Origin of the sequence: Chloroflexus sp. MS-CIW-1, from assembly GCF_030444705.1 — a bacterium.
Lineage (GTDB): Bacteria > Chloroflexota > Chloroflexia > Chloroflexales > Chloroflexaceae > Chloroflexus.
Map to the genome: position 1 here is coordinate 2001867 of NZ_JAUBWR010000001.1, position 17858 is coordinate 2019724.

At 53.5% G+C, this 17858-nt stretch carries 16 protein-coding genes; 2 read left to right on the top strand and 14 right to left on the bottom strand.

Annotated features, from left to right (window positions below):
- Nucleotides 1-19: 19 nt before the first annotated feature.
- The 9 genes from QTO31_RS08070 to QTO31_RS08110 all read right to left on the bottom strand — a co-directional run bounded on the left by QTO31_RS08070 (nucleotide 20) and on the right by QTO31_RS08110 (nucleotide 9706).
- Nucleotides 20-910, bottom strand: coding sequence for a phosphatidate cytidylyltransferase (locus tag QTO31_RS08070; protein WP_301428684.1), 891 nt, complete (start codon nucleotides 908-910; stop codon nucleotides 20-22).
- On the bottom strand, nucleotides 864-1589 hold the full coding sequence (locus QTO31_RS08075) for an isoprenyl transferase (RefSeq protein WP_031459884.1): 726 nt from the start codon (nucleotides 1587-1589) through the stop codon (nucleotides 864-866). Before QTO31_RS08075 ends, QTO31_RS08070 begins: the two co-directional genes overlap by 47 nt.
- A gap of 25 nt (nucleotides 1590-1614) precedes the next feature.
- Nucleotides 1615-2172, bottom strand: a complete 558-nt coding sequence (gene frr, locus QTO31_RS08080; RefSeq protein WP_031459885.1) for a ribosome recycling factor — start codon at nucleotides 2170-2172, stop codon at nucleotides 1615-1617.
- On the bottom strand, nucleotides 2172-2906 hold the full coding sequence (pyrH, locus tag QTO31_RS08085) for a UMP kinase (RefSeq protein WP_031459886.1): 735 nt from the start codon (nucleotides 2904-2906) through the stop codon (nucleotides 2172-2174). Before pyrH ends, frr begins: the two co-directional genes overlap by 1 nt.
- Before the next feature lie 69 nt (nucleotides 2907-2975).
- Nucleotides 2976-3503, bottom strand: coding sequence for a translation elongation factor Ts (tsf, locus tag QTO31_RS08090; RefSeq protein ID WP_028459804.1), 528 nt, complete (start codon nucleotides 3501-3503; stop codon nucleotides 2976-2978).
- 161 nt (nucleotides 3504-3664) lie between these two features.
- Nucleotides 3665-4381 (bottom strand): 30S ribosomal protein S2, encoded by a 717-nt coding sequence (gene rpsB / locus QTO31_RS08095; RefSeq protein ID WP_031459887.1) that lies wholly within the window; start codon nucleotides 4379-4381, stop codon nucleotides 3665-3667.
- Between the two features lie 244 nt (nucleotides 4382-4625).
- Nucleotides 4626-5141 (bottom strand): thiol peroxidase, encoded by a 516-nt coding sequence (gene tpx / locus QTO31_RS08100; protein WP_301428687.1) that lies wholly within the window; start codon nucleotides 5139-5141, stop codon nucleotides 4626-4628.
- Nucleotides 5142-5535: 394 nt separating this feature from the next.
- On the bottom strand, nucleotides 5536-7845 hold the full coding sequence (locus tag QTO31_RS08105) for a transketolase-like TK C-terminal-containing protein (protein WP_301428688.1): 2310 nt from the start codon (nucleotides 7843-7845) through the stop codon (nucleotides 5536-5538).
- 256 nt (nucleotides 7846-8101) lie between these two features.
- Nucleotides 8102-9706 carry a helicase HerA domain-containing protein gene (locus tag QTO31_RS08110; RefSeq protein WP_301428689.1) on the bottom strand — a complete coding sequence of 535 codons (1605 nt, stop codon included), beginning with the start codon at nucleotides 9704-9706 and terminating at the stop codon, nucleotides 8102-8104.
- A gap of 156 nt (nucleotides 9707-9862) precedes the next feature.
- On the opposite strand from QTO31_RS08110, the gene QTO31_RS08115 reads away from it, so the two are divergent.
- A complete protein-coding gene (locus tag QTO31_RS08115) occupies nucleotides 9863-10216 on the top strand; it encodes a response regulator (RefSeq protein ID WP_301428690.1) in 354 nt (117 codons plus the stop codon).
- Between the two features lie 250 nt (nucleotides 10217-10466).
- On the opposite strand, the gene QTO31_RS08120 is transcribed toward QTO31_RS08115, so the two are convergent.
- Both QTO31_RS08120 and asd read right to left on the bottom strand, forming a co-directional pair.
- Nucleotides 10467-11519 carry a hypothetical protein gene (locus QTO31_RS08120; RefSeq protein WP_301428691.1) on the bottom strand — a complete coding sequence of 351 codons (1053 nt, stop codon included), beginning with the start codon at nucleotides 11517-11519 and terminating at the stop codon, nucleotides 10467-10469.
- Nucleotides 11516-12565, bottom strand: a complete 1050-nt coding sequence (asd, locus tag QTO31_RS08125) for an aspartate-semialdehyde dehydrogenase (protein WP_031459893.1) — start codon at nucleotides 12563-12565, stop codon at nucleotides 11516-11518. Before asd ends, QTO31_RS08120 begins: the two co-directional genes overlap by 4 nt.
- Before the next feature lie 274 nt (nucleotides 12566-12839).
- Between asd and QTO31_RS08130 the strand changes: the two genes are divergently transcribed.
- The gene (locus tag QTO31_RS08130) at nucleotides 12840-13223 is read left to right on the top strand and encodes a hypothetical protein (protein WP_301428694.1); all 384 of its coding nucleotides are present in this window, start codon (nucleotides 12840-12842) and stop codon (nucleotides 13221-13223) included.
- A 168-nt stretch (nucleotides 13224-13391) separates the two neighbouring features.
- On the opposite strand, the gene QTO31_RS08135 is transcribed toward QTO31_RS08130, so the two are convergent.
- The 3 genes from QTO31_RS08135 to QTO31_RS08145 are packed head-to-tail and all read right to left on the bottom strand — an operon-like array spanning nucleotide 13392 to nucleotide 17636.
- A complete protein-coding gene (locus tag QTO31_RS08135; protein ID WP_301428695.1) occupies nucleotides 13392-14189 on the bottom strand; it encodes an expansin EXLX1 family cellulose-binding protein in 798 nt (265 codons plus the stop codon).
- Nucleotides 14190-14220: 31 nt separating this feature from the next.
- Nucleotides 14221-16032, bottom strand: coding sequence for an oligoendopeptidase F (gene pepF / locus QTO31_RS08140; RefSeq protein ID WP_301428696.1), 1812 nt, complete (start codon nucleotides 16030-16032; stop codon nucleotides 14221-14223).
- A 53-nt stretch (nucleotides 16033-16085) separates the two neighbouring features.
- A complete protein-coding gene (locus QTO31_RS08145; protein WP_301428697.1) occupies nucleotides 16086-17636 on the bottom strand; it encodes a potassium/proton antiporter in 1551 nt (516 codons plus the stop codon).
- Between the last annotated feature and the right edge of the window lie 222 nt (nucleotides 17637-17858).

The following is a 17858-nucleotide window of genomic DNA, read 5'->3' on the forward strand; positions in this document are numbered from 1 at the left end:
CAGTGCGGAACGGCAGTTGTTACTGGAGAAAGATAACAACCAGGTAGTACACAACCGGTCCGGTGAAGAGAATGCTGTCAATGCGATCCAGAATACCACCATGACCGGGAATGATAAATCCTGAGTCTTTGACGCCGACCTGTCGTTTGATAAGCGACTCAGCCAGATCGCCCAGGGGGCCGAAGATGCCAGCTACGACACCCAGAATGACGGCTTCCCCTAAAGTAATCGGTAGCCCTAACAGTGGGACACAAAATAGGGCCGTTGCGATAGCTGCTGCCATCCCACCGGCGAAGCCTTCCCAACTCTTTTTGGGGCTGAGTGTTGGCGCCATTTTGGTGCGCCCAAAAGCTCGTCCAACGAAAAAGGCACCGGTATCTTGCAGCCAGGTTATGGCTAGCGTAAAAAACACCCATGCTGCACCTGGTGGGATGTGGGCAAATGCAAGCCAACCGCCCTGCAGCGGTTGTTCAAGTTGACGTAATAAAAGATAACTGCTGAGCAAGCCACCAACGTAATAGGCGCCAGCCAGTGTCAGTGCCCAACTTAGCAGACTGGTCTGGCGATTGCGGCGTGCAATTTCGGTAATCAGCGTACCGATAATCGCCACGAACATTGCCGCCAGCATGAGATCGATGGTTGTCAGCGGCTGAAAAAACGTTGCGGCACAGATCAGCCAGCCAATCGTGAGACCCTCAGCCAGTCGTGGTTGATAACCACCGTGGCGAAACATTGCGAACAACTCACCAATCGCCAGCGAGGTAGCTACACCAGCCAGCAACACCGTCGTTGGCGGCCACCAGACACCGGCGATAATCAGTGGTAGCAACACAACGACACTTGCAATACGGATGGCAAGTGCATTAGTTCGGCTTGGGGAGCCCGCCGAAGCGGCGTTCGCGCCGTCCATAATCAAGAATTGCCTGATGCAAATGCTCGGGTCGAAAATCGGGCCAAAACACTGGCGTAAACCAGTACTCGCTATAGGCCGACTGCCAGATCAGAAAATTTGAGAGTCGTCGTTCTCCGCTGGTGCGAATGATCATATCAGGATCGGGTAAACCATGGGTTGAGAGGTGAGCACTGATGACTTCATCAGTAATTTGATCGGCGGGAATACCGCTAGCAACGATAGCGCGTACCGCATCAACAATATCAGCCCTGCCACCGTAATTAAACGCAATCGCCAGTGTCAAACCGGTATTGTGACGAGTGAGTTCGATGGCATAGTTGACCTTCTCGCGTAGATGCGGACTAAGGCCATGAAGACGCCCCAGATGGCGCAAATGGACATTCTGGGCATGCAGATTTTGAATCTCACGGTCAATGAACTCGCTCAAAATTTGCATGAGCCCCTGCACCTCGAGCGATGGTCGATTCCAGTTTTCGGTCGAAAAGGCGTACAGGGTCAGTACCTGTACCCCAATGCGAGCACATTCTGTTACAATTGGGCGGATATTCTCTGTTCCGGCACGATGACCAGCGAGGCGCGGTAAGCCGCGTTGCTGCGCCCAACGCCCATTGCCATCCATAATTACCGCAATGTGTCGCGGAATCGTTGCACCGGCCAGTACACCATCCTCGCTCATACAACAGTGCCTCTCAGTGACGACCCTAGACTGCCATCACTTCTGCTTCTTTTTCGGCTCCGATCTGATCAAGCTCGCGGACACAGCGATCGGTCAACTGCTGAATGCGATCTTGGCCGCGGTGTAGTTCATCTTCGCTAATCAGCTTTTCCGCTTCTAGCTTCTTCAAATCATCGATTGCGTTACGGCGTTGATTGCGTACCGAAATCTTCACCTCTTCAACTCGATGGCGTACCATCTTCACCAGCTCACGGCGCCGTTCTTCGGTCAGTGGTGGAACGGGTAATCTGATCACACGTCCGTCGTTGCTAGGATTTAAACCCAGATCCGATTGCTGGATTGCCTTTTCGATAGCCTTGATCATAGAAGCATCGTAAGGCTGAATGACGATCAGACGTGCTTCGGGAACACTGATACTGGCCAGTTGATTGAGCGGTAGTGTGGTTCCGTAAGCATCAACGTGCAAATGTTCCACCAATGCCGACGAGGCGCGTCCTGTTCGGATCGACGCCAGGTGATGACGCAATGCTTCGGTCGCCTTTTTCAGGTGTGCCTCATACTCAGAGATGACATCGTTTAGCATCACGCGCCTCCTCGCTGATTACTCACAAGAGTTCCCACGTGTTCTCCCATAACGATCCGCTCGATTGTACCGGGTTCGAGGGCGTTAAAGACGATTATCGGCAGATTGTTATCCATACAGAAGGTAAGGGCTGTACTATCCATAACGGTTAGCCCGCGATTGATCGCTTCGAGATAGTGAATATGATCGAAGCGCGTAGCCGCTGGATTACGGCGTGGATCATCATCATAGACACCGTCAACACCATTTTTGGCCATCAAGATGACCTCGGCGTGAATTTCGGCTGCACGAAGCGCCGCAGCCGAATCGGTGGTGAAATAGGGGTTGCCGGTACCGGCGGCCAGGATGATCACTCGTCCCTTTTCCAGATGATGAGTTGCCCGTCGGCGAATATACGGTTCGGCAACCTCGTCCATTTTGATCGCCGTCATGGCACGGGTATCGAGACCGTGGCGTTCGAGGGCATCTTGCATAGCCAGCGCGTTGATAATGGTCGCCAGCATTCCCATGTAATGCGACTGGGCGGCATCCATTCCCCGCTCGATAGCACGGTGACCACGCCAGATATTACCACCGCCGACCACAACAGCGACTTCTACCCCATGGCGATGAACGCGACCGATCTCCTGGGCGAGGAAATCGAGCATGTCGTAGCTAATGACCTCGCCATCGCTCCCTTTGATCTGTTCGCCGCTCAGTTTAATTAAGATCCGGCGATATTTTGGCTGCTGCATAGAATAACTCACCATTGGTAACGAACCGGACGGTCGTTTCCTGAGAACAACCGTCCGGATTCCTTCTTCCTATGCACCGACCTCATAGCGGACAAACCGCCGGACAACGATATTTTCACCTAGTTTGGCAATTGCCTCTTTGATCTTTTCTTCGATGGTACGGGCTGGGTCTTTGATAAACTTCTGCTCGAGGAGTACCGTTTCTTCGAGGAAGGCCTGCCGCGATTGGCCGCTCTCGGCGATCATCTCATCAGTTACCTCATTGGCGCTGATAAAACGTGGATTGAGCGCCACAATGTGTTGGGCCAGATCGTTAGCCAGTTGCCCAAACTCCGCAGTGCGGGCGACAAAGTCGGTTTCACAGCTTAGTTCGACCATAGCTGCAATGCGTGAGCCGTAGTGAACGTAGACACCGATCAGGCCTTCTCTGGCTTCACGCGAGGCTTTCTTCGCGGCGGCCTCGATCCCTCGCTCACGGAGAATTTCAATCGCCTTGTTGATGTCACCACCGGTCTGTTCGAGAATATCGCGACATTCCTTAATACCGGCGCCGGTGCGTTCACGCAATTCTTTGACCAATTCAATTGATACCGCCACAGTAGTACTCCCTCTGGCTATAATGTCGTATATCCTTCGTGATAGTTCGCATACGTTTGGATCGTGCGACGGAGGGGCTATTGCCCCCCCGTGCGTGTCGGTTTGGCCTGTCAAACCAGGCATTCCTACCTGGCGTGCTCAGATACCAGACTCCCAGCACATTACTGCTGGGTTTCTTCACGCCGACGTATTCCCTCAAGCGCCGCATCGGCAATCTTGCCGGCCATGAGGCGAATACCGCGGATCGCGTCGTCGTTACACGGGATCACATAATCAATTGGATCGGGATCGCAGTTGGTGTCAACCATGGCAACAATGGGAATACCTTGTTTAGCCGCTTCACGCACCGCCAGTTCTTCCTTGCGCGGATCAACAATGAAGACGGCGCCTGGTAGACGCTCCATCCCCTTCAACCCGGCAAACACTCGGTTGAGGCGCACAATCTTCTCTTCAAGCTTGGCCGCTTCTGCCTTAGTCAGACGGGCAAACTCGCCACGGTCGCGCTGTTCTTCCAGATCGCTCAGTAGCTTCAGACGGCGCTTAATGGTTGCAAAGTTTGTTAGCGTTCCGCCCAGCCAGCGCTGATTGACATAATACTGACCGGAGCGGGTGGCCTCTTCCATAACTGCCTCTTGTGCCTGCTTTTTGGTGCCAACGAAGAGAATTTTTTCGCCGCGCGCAGTAAGTTCAGTAATGAACTGGTACGCTCGGCTCAGACCGGCTACCGTCTGTTGCAGGTCGATAATGTGGATTCCGTTGCGGGCGGTGAAGATGTACGGCTTCATCTTCGGATTCCAACGATTGGTGGGATGGCCGAAGTGTGCACCCGCTTCCAACAACTCACGAATCGTAACAACGCGCGGCAATGCTTGTGTCATACCTGGTTTGCTCCTTTTCTGGCTAAAACCCCTCCACCCATTGTGTCTCACAGTCTGGGCCGGTGTACACCGGAGGAGCGACTGTGCCTCTGGGTGTGTGTATTTTGGCATTCCATTATGCCGACGGGCAGTATAGCACAAGGGAGCGCAGGCGGCAAGCGCTCCCTTGATCGACGAAGCGGGATGTGACCTGCCTTAGCGAGAAGAGGGTATAACCGACGCTGTTGGTGTTTCTATTGCGTACCTAGAGGAGCGATTTGAGCACCTCTAGCGCCGCATCGTAGTTTGGTTCTTGACCGGCGACCGGTACGTACTCGCTATAGCGAATGATCCCCTCGCGATCAACGACAAAGACCGCACGTTGCTCGATCCGATACGCGGGAACATAGGTACCGTAAGCCATGCCGAAACTCATATCACGGTGATCGGAAAGGGTCTGGATCGCGTCAGCGTGATTGGCTCCACACCAACGTGCCTGCGCAAAGGGTAGGTCGGCGCTAACCGTGATAAAGTTGGCTTGTCCGGCCAAGCGAGCTGCCTCTTCGTTGAAACGAGTCGTTTGTTTGCTGCACACACCCGTATCGAGTGATGGGACCACACTAATTAATAGGGGCTTGCCGGCAAAATCTGCTAGGGTGACCGGTTGCAATTTGTTGTTGATCAGGGTGAAATCGGGAGCTTTATCCCCCGGCTTCAGTTCCGGGCCAACGACGGTCTGTGGACCAAAGAAGACGAACGCTTCCGGGCGCTCGATGGTCATACGTTTCGCTACCTTTCTTTGTTATACACGACTCTTGCATTACTAGTGTAGAAAAAGGAACGTTGTCTGTCAATATGGTGAATGTGGCTGTAGGGTTTTCAACGTTCTCACCCGACCTGGCAGCGGTGAGGAGGGGGGAGAAGGATGAGAGGAATGTCCGCAGTGTGTGCAACGGCGTACTGCTGCCCTTGCCGAGGTGGTCTATGGTCAGGTTCCTGGTCGCTCGCCAATGATGCGCGGTAGCACGTGGTCGGGGCGGGTTCCCAACCCGACTGCCGTCTCCAGTATTTCTGCCCGACGCGGGCCGGTGGCCCGCGCACCCAGGCAACTCAGGCACGTCGGAGCATTGCACGGGTTCCATCGCTCCACTTACCAGGTCTTTTTTTGTCGCCGTCTAGTCTATCAGGTCAAACGCCGTCTCAACAATCGACAGCGGATCGAGATGAAACGCACGGTAGAGATCATCACGGCTTCCTGATTGCCCAAATCGGTCAACCCCGTGGGCGCGTAGGGGAGTGCCGTAGACTGATCCAAGCCATGCAAGCGCATGCGATGCCGCATCGTGGACAGTCACGATTGGCGCTGTGCGTTCATTTGGCGGGAAGAGCCAGCTCAGATCGTTGCCACGCCGCCAGCGTTCGTAGATACGGCGGGCGCTGGTAAGATTGATCACGTTGACTGCCACTCCTTCCCGGCGCAGATAGTGGGCTGCTGCAACTGCTTCCGGTACCAAAACGCCACTGGTTACGATGTGCACTATTGGTGCATCGGGATGATCTTGGTAGTCGTTCCGGTCGATCAACCGATACCCACCCAAGAGGACCTGTCGGTGTAATTCGGTAGCGCCGAGCCGGTCAAGGGCTGGTTGCAGCAGGTTCTGATCAATTGGTCGGGTTGAGAGACGCAGGTAGCTGGCCGAGCCTTGCGGATCGATACATAGACGGATGGCTTCGCGCAAGAGCCATGCGGTTTCCAGGGCAAAACATGGTTCAAAACTGGTTAGTTGCGGTAGTTCTATGCCTAATGAAGCTGTTACTGAGGATTGGTGTGCACCACCTTCAGGGGCGAGCGTGATTCCACTTGGTGTACCAACAACGATAAAGCGAGCACCTGAATAGAGACCATAGATGAAGGCATCAAGCCCCCGACAGACAAACGGGTCATAGACGGTGCCGATGGGAATGAGTGGTTCGCCGATCAGATCGTGGGCAAGCCCGAACATCCCCAACAACATAAAGAGATTCATCTCAGAAATGCCTAACTCGATGTGCTGTCCACCTGGCCAACGTCGCCAACGCAATATCCGGTAGGCTTCAGTTTCAAAATCCGGCTCTTCGCGACGGGCAAAAACACCGGTCTTGTTGATCCAGCCGGCCAGATTGGTTGAAACCGATACATCGGGAGAGGCGGTAACAATGCGCTCACGTAAGCCGGGGAGATCGGCGATGCGCACCAGGAAGCGTCCAAATGTGTCTTGGGTACTGATCATACCACTCGTCGGTACCGTAATTTCATCGGGCAACGGGATCGTCGGCGTTGGCTTTGGTTGTGGTGGTACACCGTAGAGTCGGTGTGCGACTTCGGCACACAGCCTTCCGCCAGGTGAATCGGGTGGGAGACGATCCCATTCGTGGCCGGGTGGAATCCCAAACTGTTCGCGCAATGTCTCGATTTGTTCAGGGCTAAGGAGCATTGAGTGGTTGAGCGGATGACCGGCAATGGGAAGTCCCCAGCCTTTGATGGTGTACGCAAAGATGATAGTTGGCCGACGTGGTTCAGCATCGGCGGCAGCGAATGTCTTGAGCAGTTCAGTCACATCGTGACCGCCAAGATTAGCCAGTGTTGCCGGTAGCTCTGCATCGGGTACTTGATCGAGCAAACGAGCGAGCCGTTTGTCGCCGTTGGTTAACCGGGGACGTAGCTCGGCTCCCGGTAAACGGATCAGGGCTTGATATTCCTCGTTGCTCATCTCGTCGATGCGCGTGCGTAGGAGATCGCCATCGGGTTGGGCAAAGAGCGTTTGCAGGCGACATCCGTATTTTGCTTCCAATACTCGCCAGCCACTGTCGGCGAACAGGCGTTTGAGATGGGCTGCACGAATACCAGGTACCACGCGATCAAGGCTCTGGCGGTTGAGATCAACAATCCACAGCAGATTATCGAGTTCACCGAGTGCCGGATCGAGCACAGCCTCCCAAACATTCCCTTCATCAAGTTCGGCGTCACCCACCAAAGCAATAAAGCGTTGCGTAGCGGGTCTGCCAAAGTGGGCTGCCACGTAGTGCGCACTCAGCGCGGCAAATGCCGGGGCAACGGCCCCCAGGCCAACCGATCCGGTTGAAAAATCGGGCGAATCGGGATCTTTTGTCCGTGAAGGGTAGGCCTGTAGACCCCCGAATGCACGGAGTTGGGTCAGATAACGAGCATCTAATCGACCGAGCAAATATTGTAGTGCGTGATACACCGGTGAAGCGTGCGGTTTGACCGCAACGCGGTCGCCGGGGCGTAGATAGTGGAGGTACAGCGTGGTTAAGATCGTCACCATCGAGGCAGATGAGGCTTGATGACCACCGACCTTCACACCGTCGTGGTTGGGACGCACGTGATTTGCATGATGGATCATCAATGTGGCCAGCCAGAGCACGCGCTTTTGCACCTCTTCAGTGGCGCTGATGAGCGCGGGAGTTGGCTCGGTACGGGGCATACATCGCTCCTTGTTTGTTCACGGTATGGGGTTAGGAACCATTATAGCATTAGCTGAAAGAGAAACGAGAAGGAAGAAATGCCGCCACGCATTCTTCTTCCTTCCTCGTCCGTTGTCGAAGAGGTGAGAGGTTGGTCGGCAAGGTTGTTTACTGGCAAACACTTACCTCATCTTTCTCGTTTTTCGTAGGAGAGGAAATGAGGTTCTCAGCGGCCAGGTAGGAGGTTGAGCGTGATGGGCAAAAGCTTGTTCGCAGCTAGTCAGGAAACAGCTCGTCAACTTCCTGCTGAGCCTGAACGAGCGTAGCAGCACGCCGGGTTCGTTGTTCAACGAAGCGGTAAAATTCCTCATCGTAGGATCGCGTTTGCACGACAACCGGCATCGGTACGGCATGGCCTAGCACAAGGGCTTGTTGGCGGGTATCGAGGTTGGCAAGCACTGCACGGAGTCGGTTACTACCGCCGACACCGGTAAACACGGCATCGATGTCTTGCTCGTCGCTTAACAGCGCTGTAATGCGGGTACCGAGCTGACTCAGCACTTCGCTATCAATGGATGATGGGCGCTGATCTACGACCAGCAGGGTGACACTATATTTGCGCATTTCACGTGCGATGGTGCCGAAAATCGTCTGTCGGGCCAGGCGCGGGTTGAGAAATTTGTGCGCTTCTTCAATGGTGATCATCAGCGGACGTGGCCGATCGGATTCGTTTTTCGTTTGCAGGTAGCGTTCTGTTTGTTCCCGCCAGCGTTGATGGATGCGACGGGTCAGAACGTTGGCAACCAGCATGTATGCCAGCGGATCATCGTAGCGACCAAAACTTAGCACGACGTGCCGACCGCTCATCAAGGCATTGATTAACAGATCAACAGTCGCGAGATCCGCGTGTGGTTTTACGAAACCGAGCCGTTTGAGTTGTAACGTCTTCCGCTTCAATGCGTTGAGTGAGGCCAGACTGGCATTTTTCTCTTCCGCAAATGCCTTAAGCGTGTCTTGATTCATATCCCAGAGTTTGGCCAACCACTGTTGACCGTATGCGTCAACCAGCAATTCAGCCGTCTCAGCGGCAGTCGGGTTCAGGTTAAGTTCCTCACTGAGCAAGAGTACATCTTCTGGTTCAATGTGATCGTACCCAATAGCGATCTCACCATCGCTGGGATAATGGCGCTCTGTGCCACCGGCAAGGGTATACACCACGACCTTACTCCCAAAGAGTTGGCGCAAACCCTTCACAAAGGAACTTCCCTCTGAACGAGCAGTCCATCCGTATTCATTGTGCATGTCAAAGATCAAATTAGATGCCACATCGCTCAGGATAACGCCGCACAGAAGCAGACGAGTCAGAAAGCTCTTACCGGTACCACTCTTCCCGAAGACGCCGTTTGAGCGTTCAACCAATCGGTTCAGGTCAATACAGACCGGTACGGCCATATCGAGCGGCGTTCCAATCATGAAATGACTGCCCTCTTCACGACCGAAGACCTGGGTGAAGTCGGCTTCATTGGCTTCGTACAGGGGGGCGAAGTGGTGTGGTACCGTTCTCACCGGTAGCAGATCAGCACTCCCATCGAGTGGCAGCATCAAACGAAGATCGAGTTTCAACTCGCCATACGTGGTTGTTCCTGTCAAAACGCTGGTAAAAAACTCATCGGCTGGTGGCGGATCGAGCGTGACTTTGGGAGTAGTTGCCCCAAGACGCACATCGGTCACCATCGAAAAAAAGGTGAACCGTTGCCCTTGTACGACAACAAACTTCCCGACCCGCATATCTTCGACCGATGTTCCGGCATCGAGTCGTACTGTCAATCCTTCCTGGAGCGAGCCACCAGTGACAACCCCAAGCCGTTGTCGTTGCTGCATGCTAACCTCCTCTATCCTGCCGCCAGAGTCGATCTTAGCACATTTCAGGAGATTACAGCTTAGTAATGACACTTAAACATTCAAGAGTATGAGGAAATTCGCTGTATCGCATCGTTTCATGAAGTAGTATTGGGAATAGTGTCAATGAGAGAACCTATGCGCATCCTCATCGTAGAAGACGAAGCTAACGTGCGTTCTTTCTTGCAAAACGCAATGAAGGCATTGCGGCGCAGTGTGAAAATTGATACGGCGAATCATGGCGCCGATGGCTTAAAACTGGCTCGTCGTCATCAATATGATCTGATCATCACCGACTATCATATGCCGAAAATGGACGGCATTGACATGACATTCACATTACGTCAGGAAGGGTACACCATGCCCATCGTGATGATTTCGGCTGATCCGGTGGTTGAGCCATACGCATTGAATGCAGGCGCTAATATGTTTCTACTTAAACCTATTCCATTGGAGAATTTGCGGTATATGCTCGATGTATTTGGGTTGTAAGTTTCGGTACGAAAGCTCCGTATAAGCTCCAACGCAACGGGTGGGTGAGGGCAATGTCCTCACCCACCTTTCTATGGATGCAAACGGGGTTACTCCTCATCATACGTAACGCCGAATCATCCTCTCTGTCGGCTCATCCCGTGTCGGGCAGATACAAGCGAGCTAGGAACCTGTCTGCGCCACACCAGTATGTTACCTTCCTCCCTCCCATTGGGAGAAGAGGAAGGCGAGGGAAATGCCACATTTATTCTCAGTCAAGTATGGCTGGTGTACGGTGTAATGGTAGGAACCCGGCTGCCTGCTGTTCGGGTGTTGGTAACGCCGACTCTGCCGGCTTATCAGATGCCGCCAGGATCAATGCTCCTTGCGCTTGCAACCGTCGGCCCAGTGTGAAAAGCTCGTTACTCAGGGTTAGCCGTCCGTCGGCCATACGAGCTGCCGTCGTTTCTAGCTCGGCACGGCGGAACTGCGTAAACGGTGTCGGATCACCTGCTTCGATCCGTTCAATTAGTTGCTGGCGCAATGCCTGTAGTTCTACCGGAACCTGTTGCGCGGCGATTAATAACTCAAGCAGGGTTGGTGATAGACCAGCTTCTAGCTGTACCTCAATCGCCGGCAGATCAAAAACCTCAACCGTTGCAAAGAGTGCCATTGCAACGGTGTAGTCTTGATTATCGAGTGTAATCGCATGCCATTCGCGCCGACATAATTCGGTGTAATGCTGGCGAAAGACACTGCGATCAACCCGCTCACCCAACAGATCAGTTGCCACGCGCAAGGCAGCCTCTGCTCGAGCATCGTCAATTGCACCATCGGAACGTCCACGTGGCCCCAAAAGGGTCTTATCGATGTCGATAAGCACGGCTGTTTGCGGCCAGACGATCCCCTGGTTGGTCAATGCTGCTGCCCATTCATGAACAAGCGCCCAACGGGTAGCATTCGCAACGACACCATCCCAGGTTAATGATGCCGGTGCGACCGGTCGATCAGCACCTATAAATCCATACGTAGTGATCGTACCAATCGCCTGGAGATGTACCGTCAAGAGGCGATCATTCTCGGTATCACCGATCACAACTACGGTCGTGATCGGTGGGCCATTGCGTAAAGCCTGTGCAGCTTGCACTAAGGACAGCATCACCTGAGCATACGCCGCATCGCGTTTGCGGGGGATGGCGTTGGCCGGTAGCCCTAAAATGGCACGCAGTGTTGTCAGACCGGGTAGACTGGTATCGCATGGTTGCAGATCGCGATAGATCACTCGATCATCGGTAAGGTCAGCAATTGTTGCCCACGTATTCATGCCAGCCACCCCTGTGCATGCATCAATTCAGCGTTTAAGATGGAAGCCCCAGCAGCACCACGGATGGTATTGTGGCTGAGGGCAATCAACTTGATATCGAATAACGAACAGGGGCGAATCCGTCCTACGACTGTTGCCATTCCCCGACCGGCATCGCGGTCACGTCGTGGTTGAGGACGATCCGGTTCGTTGCGAACAATGATTGGTTGTTCAGGTGCAGTAGGCAGACGTAGCTCTTGGGGCAGCCCACGGAAATTACTCAAGACAGTCGCTATCTCGTCTGAACTGGCTTTCCGCTCAAGCTCTATCGAGAGACACACGAGATGACCTTCAAGGACTGGCACCCGGTTGCAGTGGGCCGAGGTTGTAAAGCTAGCAGGGACGATGGTCTCATCGCGCAACTGACCAAGCATCTTTTGTGGTTCAACTTCGAGTTTTGGTTCTTCCCCACCGATAAATGGAATGACATTATCGACAATATCGTAACTGGGTACACCCGGATACCCGGCGCCAGAGAGTGCCTGCATGCTGACCAACAACATTCGCCGCACCCCAAAGGTGTCGAGCAATGGTTTGAGCACCATTGTTGCCGGGGTTGAAGTACAGTTAGGATTGGTGACAATTGCACCTGACCATCCCCGCCGTCGGCGCTGAACGGTAATCAACGCCAGATGGTCAGGATTCACTTCTGGTATCACTAACGGTACATCTGGTTCCATCCGATGGTTGGAAGCGTTTGAGCAGACGATATGTCCGGCGGCAGCCAACCGTTGTTCGATTGGGCCGGCTACCGTACTAGGTAGGGCAGAAAAGACCAACTGTGCCGGTACATCGGCGTCGGCATCGAGGACCGTCAGATCGGCTACTGCTGCCGGCATTGGGGTATCGAGCACCCATCGGCACACCTCGCGATACTTCTTGCCGGCACTACGTTCACTACCGGTCAATGCAACCACGCGAAAGAGCGGATGCCCTTCAAGCAATTGAATAAAGCGCTGGCCCACTGCACCGGTTGCACCGAGCACTGCAACGGGAATGGTAGACATTGACAACCTCCTGACAATAGAACACAGTCACCTACATTATACTCGCCCCAAAACGGTTGCATAAACAACAATATTGGTTGCGATTCGTTCATTGAAGTTGTGAAAAAAGTCGGCAAAGGTATGGCATTTTATCAAAGAATGATGTATAATTGCCTGTGATACCTGAAACATTTTTCATTTGCGCCCCGTTCCATGCTCCTCCCACGACGTAGGAGTCGTTTATCAGGAATCTCATCGCGTGATCATGGTCGATCACCGAGGAAGGAGCAACGCTATGATCGATCCTCTCGTCCAACGTCTGCTTGAGCATGTACTCGATACGCCGACGAAGCTACACTTGCTCCTTATGTTTCACGAGCATTCACGCGCCGAGCTTACGGCATCGGCGATTGCCGAGCGGCTCTTTCGCGATATATGGAGTGTACAGCAAGCCTTAGAAGACCTGACTGCGGCGGGCTTTTTGTCGGTCGCTAATGTAGCCGCTGGTCAACCGGTCTATCGCTACACACCACCACCTGAGTGGCACGAAGCTATTCGCCGTCTCGTTCGCAGCTACAACGACCCCATTGAGCGCGATTTGATCCAGCGCACGATTCGCGATCTGTCTGTATTCGCTTCGTTCCGGCGTAGCGAGCTGGAACGGTTTGAATTCGTCTGAGCAGTTTGCTCACCCCTACCTGGTCTCACCTCTCCCCGGTAGGGTGAGACCACTCGCTGCAAAGGCATCGGCGTATTTAGCATTTCCAGGCGATTGCCGGGCTATCAGGGCTGCAATAAGTGCTTGCAGCCAATCTCTTTTGTTCGCCCCCTTCCCTGTCTGATCAGGCTACGGCCCGTAAGGAAACTGGCCGCTTCCATTCACTAATTCACCCGGAGAATTACTATTCCGTGAAAGAGTAGTAAATTGTACAATTTCAGTCAGCACATTCCCGTAAATATCGGTAATGCGCAACGTAAAGGGACCAGTCTCACCATTCGCGCACTTGCATTCGCGAATAAAGTAATTGTATGTGGTACGGCTGAGCTGCACCCATTGATTTTGTGGAGTGAGATATTCCAGTTTCGCAATTGGATTGCGATGGTTACGCACTTGAAATGCCAACCACCATGGATTACTCCCAGCTTTGAGGTGAAACTGCACTGACCCGCTCAGTATTGGACTGATGACACGCCAGGTAATTGGTACGCGGCCCCATGCTCTTGGGGCAATGCGATCAAATGCTTCTGGGCTGAGATCAAGATGGTTTAAGCCACATCCCGGATTATCCGGACACATATCGACAATCCGAACAATGACACTCCCTTGTGGCCCGAAAACTTCGACATACGCTCCACAATAGTCAGCATTGCCATAATTAAGGTAACTAATTGCAGCTACCATACGATCGCCAGGGATCGGGTCAAACAGGCAACTTCCACTCCCATCAGCTTCGAGATAGTACGTAGCCTCTCCGCTTAGCAACGGATTCTGGGCCGGTCGCACAACTAATGGCAGGTGGATACGATAGGGTGGTTGGGCAGATACCGCAGGAATGAACAACGCAATCAATCCTGCCAGACAGAGGAGGAGCAGATTGAATCGTCGGCGAGAGACCAACTGTACGCTCCTGATTGACCATCGCATACGTATCTCCTTTGAGCCAGCATACTGTTTCCTACTCCTCCGCTTTCACCAACGTTTCCAAACGATCAATGTACGAGGCCATCACGGCAAAGGTACGTTCAATTGGTTCAGGAGAAGCTAGATCAACCCCAGCCCGACGTAGAATCTCTAAGGGGAAGCGCGATCCGCCCGCCTTCAAAAATTCGTTAATGTAGCGCTCAGCCGCTCCAGCCTCGCCGGCAATAATGGGTGCCGCCAGGGCATGGGCGCCGGCGATACCGGTTGCGTACTGGTACACGTAGAAATTGGCGTATAAATGGGTTGAGAATTGAGCCCACGTATTTCCAACCCGCGCCCGATCAACGACGACCTCTGATCCGTATCCCTCGGCAAAGAGATCGGCCATCAGTTCGTTGAAAATTGCAGCGGTTAACGGCTGTCCACGTTCGGCACGCTGATGGATAATCAGCTCGAAACGTGCCAGTGTCGGCATAACGAAGAAGTAGCGATGGAAGTTCGCCATCGCCTCCTCGATAATGGCGATCTGCGCGTTGCGATCAGGTAGCGTTTTAAACAGATAGTCCCGCACCAGCGCCTGATTGAAGTTTGAGGCGACTTCAGCCAGAAAAAGACCATAATTAGTATAGATGACGGGTTGGGTGCGACGTGTGTAATATGAATGCATCGAATGGCCTAATTCGTGGGCCAGGGTACTCAGACTGAAGATGTCATCGTTATACGACATCATAATGAAGGGATGGGTGCCGGGAGCACCGGTTGAAAACGCACCGGCGCGTTTGCCACGGTTCGGATAGACATCAACCCAGCGCTGTTCCTGTAGACCACGCCGCATGATCTGCACGTATTCAGCACCCAGAGGTGCCATTCCTTCGCAAATCCACTCAATTGCCTGCTCGTAAGGCACGACCAGAGGTGTAGCCAGCGGTGCTTTGGTATCGTAGACGTGTAACTCGTCAACGCCAAGAGCGGCCCGACGCACGCGCCAGTAGCGATGCCAAACCGGTACATGGCGTTCAAAGGTAGCAATCAAATTGTGGAAAACCTCCAATGGAATAAAATTCGGCTTTAAAGCTGCTTCCAATGCCGAAGCGTAACGTCGCGCACGGGCGATGAAAACGTTCTGTTTGACCCCGGCAGCAAGACATTGGGCCATTGTATTCTCAACGGCAATATGGGCATCGGCATATCCCTCCCAGGCATTCTTACGGAGGGTTCGGTCGGGATGGGTAATGAGAGCGTTAATCGTTCCCTGTGTGATCTCATGCGCTACACCCTGACTATCACAGGCAGGCGGAAAGCGTAATTCGGCATTAGCCAACACCCCATGGATCGCACTAGCTGCCGCGAATGGATCACGTACCTGCCCCAATAGCTCCTCGATCTCGGCCGAACGAACGTGTGCTGCACGGGCGATCAGTCGCTCGAAATAGTGGGTATAGGTTGCCAGGGATTCATCGTGCTCGGCCCACGCCAGCAGTTGTTCACCACCTATTGCCAGCAGCTCCGGTTCGCCAAATGCCAACGCTGCGCTAGCACGGGCCTGCAACCCAATGGCACGATCACGCATCGCACTTGCTTCGCGGTCGTTGGTATCGACGGCATAGAACATTGTGGCAAACACTGTGATCTGACCAACATTGCGGAGAATGGCTTCACTCAACCCCAGGAACTCGTTGATCACGTGCGGACCTTCTCGCAACCGACCGCGAAACTGAGCGGCGGTTGCAATCATTGCATCGGTTTCATCTATTGCTGCCTCCCACGCTGCCTGTGAGGGAAAGATACTGTATGGATCCCATTTGTAGCGATCAGGAATTGCGCTGCGTTCCGTAATTTTCTGCATAGGAATGTTCTCCTCTGTACGATGACGGTTCGCAGGTATTATACTCGTTTGTGCTACATTTCAGTGGATTTGTTCCTCGTTTCCGCTTGCGCAACCGTTCGCGACTCAACCTGACCCTGAGCACCGATCTGAAACGGACTGAGTGGCTGCAAACTGCAACTGGCGCAGAGTCTGGTTACTGCCGGTAATGCGGTGGGAGCAACGAGCAGTACAAGCCGATCATGGGGGGCAAAGACAGTGTTTCCGTTGGGAATGATGTAGCCTTCGTCACGTTGAATCTGAACAACGAGCAGACCGCGCGGAAGATCGGCGTCGATCAGCGATTTACCGACCAGTTCTGAGTCGGGAGGGATGTACGCTTCAAGGATTTGGCTAGCACCACTTACTTCGGGAACGAAGAGATGACTGTCAACGCTTTCGGCTTGTGTGGTCATCACACCGAGACGACGAGCCACCCAGCGGATCGAAATCCCTTGAAGGAGCACCGATATGAGCACGATGAAAAAGACGAGATTGAAGAGGAGTGGTGCATCGGGTACCCCGGCCAGGAGAGGAAAGGTTGCCAGCACAATGGGTACCGCACCGCGCAATCCGGCCCAGGCGATCACAAGGAGTTGGGAAAGCGAGCACCGCCACCAGCCTATCGCGATGATCACCGAGATCGGTCGAGCGACAAAGACGAGCCAGAGCGCCATAGCCAGGCCTTGCCCGGCAATCGCCGGTAGTTGTGATGGAAAGACGAGCAGACCTAGAACCAGGAACATGGCAATCTGGCAGAGCCATGCAATTCCGTCATGAAAACGCAGAATAGAACGTTTGTGAACAATGTTCGCATTGCCCAGCATGATCCCGGCCAGATAAACTGCCAGGAAGCCGTTACCGCCAATAATGGCTGTAAAGCCGTAAGTAAGGAGCGTTAGCGCCATCGTCAGCACAACGTACAGCCCTTCTTGTTGTAAGCGAATGCGGTTGATAATCCAGATCATGATTCGACCGCATGCGTATCCGCCGGCTGTACCTAACACCATCTGAATAATGAACAGAGGGATTAGTGTTAGCAGTGATGATTCAGGGTTCATCAGCAGTTGGGTCAGGCCGATGGTGAGAAACACCGCGATAGGGTCATTACTCCCCGACTCGAGTTCGATCAACGGTTCGAGTCGGTGTTTGAGATGAATACCGCGTGAACGCATGACGTTAAAAACCGCAGCCGCATCGGTAGAGGAGATAATCGCTCCTAAGAGCAGAGCAAGCGGCCAGTCGAAGCCAAGAATAAAGTGCGCACCAATCGCAGCGATGAGCGTACTGACCAATACCCCAACGTTGGCAAGAATTAATCCTTCAGTGAGGACCGGTTTGATGATCTTCCAGTCCGTGTCTAATCCTCCTGAAAAAAGGATATAGACAAGTGCCACCACACCAATAAGCTGAGCCAGTGCGGCATCGGTAAAAACGATGCCGCCCGGTCCATCTGAACCGGCCAGCATCCCAACAGCCATAAACAAGATGAGGGCTGGGACACCAAACCGGTTTGATGCTCGTGTTGCGGCGACGCTGATCGCCAAGAGGAGGCCGGTTATAAGCAATAATGGTTCGCTCGCCATAGGCATTCTCTATGCAGGTAAGAGTAGCATAACATAGTCGGGGGAACGTCGGAGAAGTGGCGGTGAGTTTATAGTCGTTTGGAGTGGAAGTGCGGGGCAACGGTTTCCTGCTTCCACTCCACAGTCGTCTCGGACCTGATCGATTGCACTCGACAAAGGAACAACATGACGCTTCGTGCCGGTTATGCCAGTCACCGTAGCGGTGGGGGCGAGCGTAAAACC